This is a genomic window from uncultured Cyclobacterium sp. (assembly GCF_963976465.1).
GTDB lineage: Bacteria > Bacteroidota > Bacteroidia > Cytophagales > Cyclobacteriaceae > Cyclobacterium.
In genome coordinates, this window is record NZ_CAXBOC010000430.1 from 1 (window position 1) to 5,069 (window position 5,069).

A 5,069-nucleotide genomic window follows, 5' to 3' on the forward strand; every position below is an offset into this window, starting at 1 on the left:
ATATCCTCATATTGATCTTCATTTTTATAACGTCCGCCATATTTGATCACATATTCGAAAGCCTCTGCATTATTCTGACCGATTGACCCTGCTGCCGCTTCTAAACTTTGTTCATTAATGGCCGCAGTGACATCTGCAGGCATCAATCCATAAGCTGTAAGTTTATCAGGCTTCAGCCAAATTCTCATGGCATAATTTTTCGAGCCAAAGACCGTAACATCACCCACTCCCTTGATTCTTTTCAGTGAAGGAATAACATTGATATTAAGGTAATTCTGAATAAATGTGGCATCATATTCAGGATTGTCTGACACCATGGTGAAAAACATCAATGAGCTGGTTTGTTGCTTTTGGGTAATTACCCCTGACTGAACCACTTCACTTGGCAATAAAGGGTTGGCTCGAGCTACCCTATTTTGAACATTTACCGCTGCAATATCCGGGTCTACTCCTTGGCGGAAAAACACCTGAATGGTGGCTGCTCCTCTGTTACTGGCTGTAGAAGTGATATAATCCATGTCTTCCACCCCATTTACTTGCTCTTCAATGGGTATAATCACACTTTCTAAAACTGTCTCTGCATTTGCTCCTGGATAAAAAGCCGTAATTCTTACTGTTGGTGGCGCAATGTCCGGATATTGACTGACCGGCAAGGCCAATAAACCCAATACACCGAGAATCAGAATTAAAATAGAAACTACTGTGGATAGTACCGGTTTGTCTATAAATTGTTTGAGCATTTTATTCTATTTAAAAGCTACTTTTAATTTTCCTGCTACACTATCAAAGGGTACTAGTCTAGGCGAAATCTTCATATCTCCCCTTACCTTATCAATTCCCTGATAAACTATTTTATCTCCCTGGTTCAGGCCTTCTTCTACGACTAAAAACTGTCCCACTTTGGCTTCTACTTTTATCAACACCTCTTCAACCACCGCGTCTTCTCCTACTTTATATACATAAGTTTTACCTTGTTGTTCATAAATAGAAGCTTCCGGAATTACCGGCATATTTTCATAGCTGTTAGGTATTCGGATTTTTCCACTATTGCCATGTGCCAACAAGCGGTTTGGGTTTGGAAATGTGGCTCGGAAATTGACCGTCCCTGTCGATGGGTTTACCTGTCCCGTTACGGTTTCAATTTTTCCTTTGTAGGAATAAATTTGACCATTCACTAATTCAAGTTCCACCTCTGGCATATTCTCTAATTTGTCATCGAGAGATTCTCCGGCGGTGATTTGAAGCATGTTCAAATACTCCTTTTCATTCATGGCAAAAAAAGCAAAAACATTATCCACCCGTGAGACAGTGGTCAAGGGATCCGAAGGACTTACCAATGCACCTTGACGGTAAGGTATGGCACCTACATGGCCCGATACCGGACTTTTGATGGTTGCATAATCGATATTGGCAGAAATACTATTATAAGTAGCCAATGCCTGATTGTACCTTGCCTCAGCGGTTTTTAGCTGAACACTACCTATAATCCCTTTTTCAACCAAAGGCTTCAGCTTATCTACATCTACTTTTGTAGCGGCTACATTGGCCTTGGCAGCTGCGGCATCTGCATCCAAAGACTGGGTTTCAAGTTTAAACAAACCCTGCCCTTTTTTCACTGCTTGGCCTTCGTCTACCAATACCTGCGTAATATAGCCTGAAACCTTTGCCCTAACTGAACTACTCACTACCCCTTCTAAACTGGTGGGATAGCTGTCATAACCGGTAAGGGTTTTATTGGGAACTTCAAGTATAGGAATGCTCGGGGCCTGCTTCGTAGTCATGTTTTTGGTTTCTCCTTCCGAACAGGATTGACTCAGCACCGCAAGCATGATGAGTATTACAAAAGAAAATTTCTTCATTTAAATGATTATTTATTATGCTAGTTAAAAATTGGATTCTTCTTATACTTCTGCCATTCCGTACCACAACTTATTGATCAGTAGTTCTCGGTCTTTCTCATCCAATAGAATCGAACCGAAGACATTGATTTTCGAAGCCATAACTACACTCCCCATGTACATGGCAACATATATTTCGGGCTTGGTAGGTTTCAGGTATTTATTGTCAATTCCCTCTTTTAGAAATGTAAAATAGGCTCCAGTAAAATGATGCGGACTCCTTTCTTGATTGTAAGGTGAATTGATAAACTGTTCAAAGAACTGTAAAACCTTAGGGTTTCGGGTATAATAAAGGTAAAGGGCCTTCCACCTCGAATAAAATCGCTGCTTGTATTCTTTTTTTCCTTCCAATTGACCGGACACATGTGCTTCCACCTTGCTGCGGTAGTAACAATACATTTTTTTCATTAAGTCATCTTTGCTGGAGAAATAATGATAAACTGTTCCTGTGGAAACATTTGCCTCCTTGGTCAATAAACTCATTGATGTCCCATGAAAACCAAATTTGGCCACAAGTTCGAGCGCACCTTCATAGATGGCAATCTCTTTTTCCGGAAATTCTTTTATATCTTTCATAACTTTAGATCGAACGTTCATTCTATACGCAAAACTATGAACTAGAGTTTAGGCTACCAAGGGATAATTACCAATTTTTTACAAAAAACTATCTTTCATTCTGTCTCAACGGAAAATGAAACAAAATTCAATAGAATATTTTAAGACAGAAAAAAAAAAATAATAGGTTGATATTTACCTATCAAGGAAAGGATATTTGATAAATTGACTAAATACAAAATAAAAGACAGCAGTAAAAACAAGAAATAAACAAATAGTAAAAACCATTAATCCAGTAAAGATTAAAACAAAGAAAGTTTTGGAAAGAAAATTCTCCTTGGTATTCATTAAATTACAGCAAACTTGGATTAAAATGAAAAACATGAACCCTAAAAAAAAACCAAGATTTCATTGGATTGTTATTCTTACCATACTTATATCCAACAATACTTTTTCCCAAACCAATACCGGTGAGGCAAAATTAAGTCAAGCCTTTCATCTTACTGCCAAACCTTGGCTAAGGTCTGTGGTCGATAAGGATGATTTTCTTGAGTTAATTGAAGCAACTTGTGAGGTTATGGCGAATAATCAAAATCAATCAGGTGCAGTCATAGATCCCTATCTCAAACGGGAGCATCAATATTCAACCCCCTATTTTGCCTTTGGAGTTGGCGTATTGTTAAAAGCAGGGCAAGGGAAACAGCTAAAAGATGCAGGCATTAAAGCCATGGAGCATAGCACCTTGGCTTTTTCTAAAGGAAGTAAAGCCATTCCGGATGAGCACGGGGAGTTTTTTATTAGCCCCCTAACCAATGCACTTCATTTTTACAAAGCCCATGTCTCAAAAGAACAGTTTAAAGTCTGGACAGAAAGAATGGAAACACCATTATCTGAGGTAATGCAAAACTTTGATGGCAGAATTAACAATTGGCGTACTTATGCAATGAAAGGAGAATGGAGCAGAGTCAATCATAACCTAAGCGACAAAAAATTTGCTACTGAATTTATTGAAACTGCCTGGAATCAATACAGCCAAAGAATACGAATTGTCCATGACAAATGGAACATGTACCAAGATTGGAGCAGCGATCCTCAATCCTTAGCTGTAGAAGCAGTAGGTAGAGGAAACCTTATTGCCCTGGCTTTACGAGTCTCTTTACCCAGTCTCCGGATGGACAGGCTCCACCAAATGGCCGGACGGACAACCATATTTTCAATGATGTATTGTACCAATTGGCTTTTGAGGTAATGGCTGAAGATGCCTGGAATAATGGGGATCAATACCTGGCTGGTCAATACAGAAGAGCTGCCAATTTAGCTTTTAGTAGCATTCCTCGCTGGCAGAGGGATTCAGGTGCATTTAAAGGATCTTTTTTTATAACAAAAAATCATTTCGATCCCAAAGACCGAATTGGATACCAGCCTGCCAGTCAGTGGGGCAACTATACAGGGGCCTTGGTCCAGCACCTGGCAGAAGCTTGGTTAAGCCGAAAAACTGAAATCCCCGAATTACCAGCTCCTGCAGAAATTGGTGGATACGCATTCACTACAGATGATAGCTTTGGAGCATTTTTTGCCAATGCCGGTGGTTTTCAAGTTATGGTAAATTTAAGGGGCGCTTCTGTACCCAAATATGGAAAGAGTTGGACACCATTGGGAACTGTAAGAATGGTTAAAAAAGGATGGGATGGTCGATTAGGCCCTTCTGACGGAGAGCATGATATTTCAAAAAACAGTTCATTCCAAATGAAAACCGGTGATGGGACACTCGTAGATAGTTATGGACCTCAATCAGGGATTAGCTTCGGCCCGGAATGGATGGAAAGAGGTCATTGGGTAAGAATTGCAGATGTAGCCTCCACCTATCGCGCAGAGGCAGAAATTAAGTTTGTGCACCCTTTATTGATGAAATTTACCATACATTACAGCTATGTAACCGGTAGAGGTGGGCCCTATTTTAGCCAAGAATTTATACTAACCCCGGATCTATTGGTCACGAGATTGAGAAATGCTCAAAACCAGCCATTTGGATTGACTGTTCCTTTACTAGAAGATGATGGAAGGCCGCTAATCACCGCAATAACAGATAATATGGCCCATACAGGCTATAGTCAAAATGGCGATCGCCAATATTTTATCGGGTTAAATAAAGATGTCAAAACAGTTTCTGACGCCCCATCCATTCAAAGTACCTATGGTTGGTTAAAACCAATCAGGTTTGAATGTCAAGAGGAATCAATCGACCTTATGGTATATCCAAAATCAGCCTCCGGCATGAGTGCCAAAACAATGTATGAAAATTTTGAGTGGACAACGGATGGATTTATCACTCCACTCGCAGAAATTAAAGGCAACCTTTATCGCGGAAGCAATGTAGCAGGAGGAGAAAGTAATGCCATGGATTTGGATGCAGATGGAAAACCGGATGTGGTATTCAGCCAAAAATGCGGCTTTATGTTACAATTAAAGGGCAATACGATTTATAGGGTAGAAACTGATAAAGAGGTTACCATGACCTACCAGGGGAAAGACTATACAATAGCTGCATTTCAACCCTTCACCTTAAATTGATAAAAAACCATTAATTTTATTCCATTCCATATAAAGCAACCAAAC

General features: G+C 39.8%; 5 protein-coding genes. 2 read left to right on the top strand and 3 right to left on the bottom strand.

Translation table 11 applies throughout. The features are described from left to right. The 3 genes from AAC037_RS19530 to AAC037_RS19540 all read right to left on the bottom strand — a co-directional run. A partial coding sequence (locus AAC037_RS19530) for an efflux RND transporter permease subunit (RefSeq protein ID WP_339904968.1) occupies positions 1 to 740 on the bottom strand: 740 nt, incomplete at its 3' end. Between the two features lie 6 nt (positions 741 to 746). After that, positions 747 to 1,859, bottom strand: a complete 1,113-nt coding sequence (locus AAC037_RS19535; RefSeq protein WP_339904970.1) for an efflux RND transporter periplasmic adaptor subunit — start codon at positions 1,857 to 1,859, stop codon at positions 747 to 749. Between the two features lie 42 nt (positions 1,860 to 1,901). Next, positions 1,902 to 2,474, bottom strand: coding sequence for a TetR/AcrR family transcriptional regulator (locus tag AAC037_RS19540; protein ID WP_339904972.1), 573 nt, complete (start codon positions 2,472 to 2,474; stop codon positions 1,902 to 1,904). A 352-nt stretch (positions 2,475 to 2,826) separates the two neighbouring features. Between AAC037_RS19540 and AAC037_RS19545 the strand changes: the two genes are divergently transcribed. Beyond that, a complete protein-coding gene (locus tag AAC037_RS19545; RefSeq protein WP_339904974.1) occupies positions 2,827 to 3,702 on the top strand; it encodes a hypothetical protein in 876 nt (291 codons plus the stop codon). Next, positions 3,702 to 5,024 carry a hypothetical protein gene (locus tag AAC037_RS19550; RefSeq protein ID WP_339904975.1) on the top strand — a complete coding sequence of 441 codons (1,323 nt, stop codon included), beginning with the start codon at positions 3,702 to 3,704 and terminating at the stop codon, positions 5,022 to 5,024. Before AAC037_RS19545 ends, AAC037_RS19550 begins: the two co-directional genes overlap by 1 nt. Positions 5,025 to 5,069: the final 45 nt, after the last annotated feature.

Coding starts and splice junctions, on each gene's coding strand:
- AAC037_RS19535 (WP_339904970.1), bottom strand. CDS start 1,859: ATGAAGAAATTTTCTTTTGTAATACTCATCATGCTTGCGGTGCTGAGT.
- AAC037_RS19540 (WP_339904972.1), bottom strand. CDS start 2,474: ATGAAAGATATAAAAGAATTTCCGGAAAAAGAGATTGCCATCTATGAA.
- AAC037_RS19545 (WP_339904974.1), top strand. CDS start 2,827: ATGAAAAACATGAACCCTAAAAAAAAACCAAGATTTCATTGGATTGTT.
- AAC037_RS19550 (WP_339904975.1), top strand. CDS start 3,702: ATGGCTGAAGATGCCTGGAATAATGGGGATCAATACCTGGCTGGTCAA.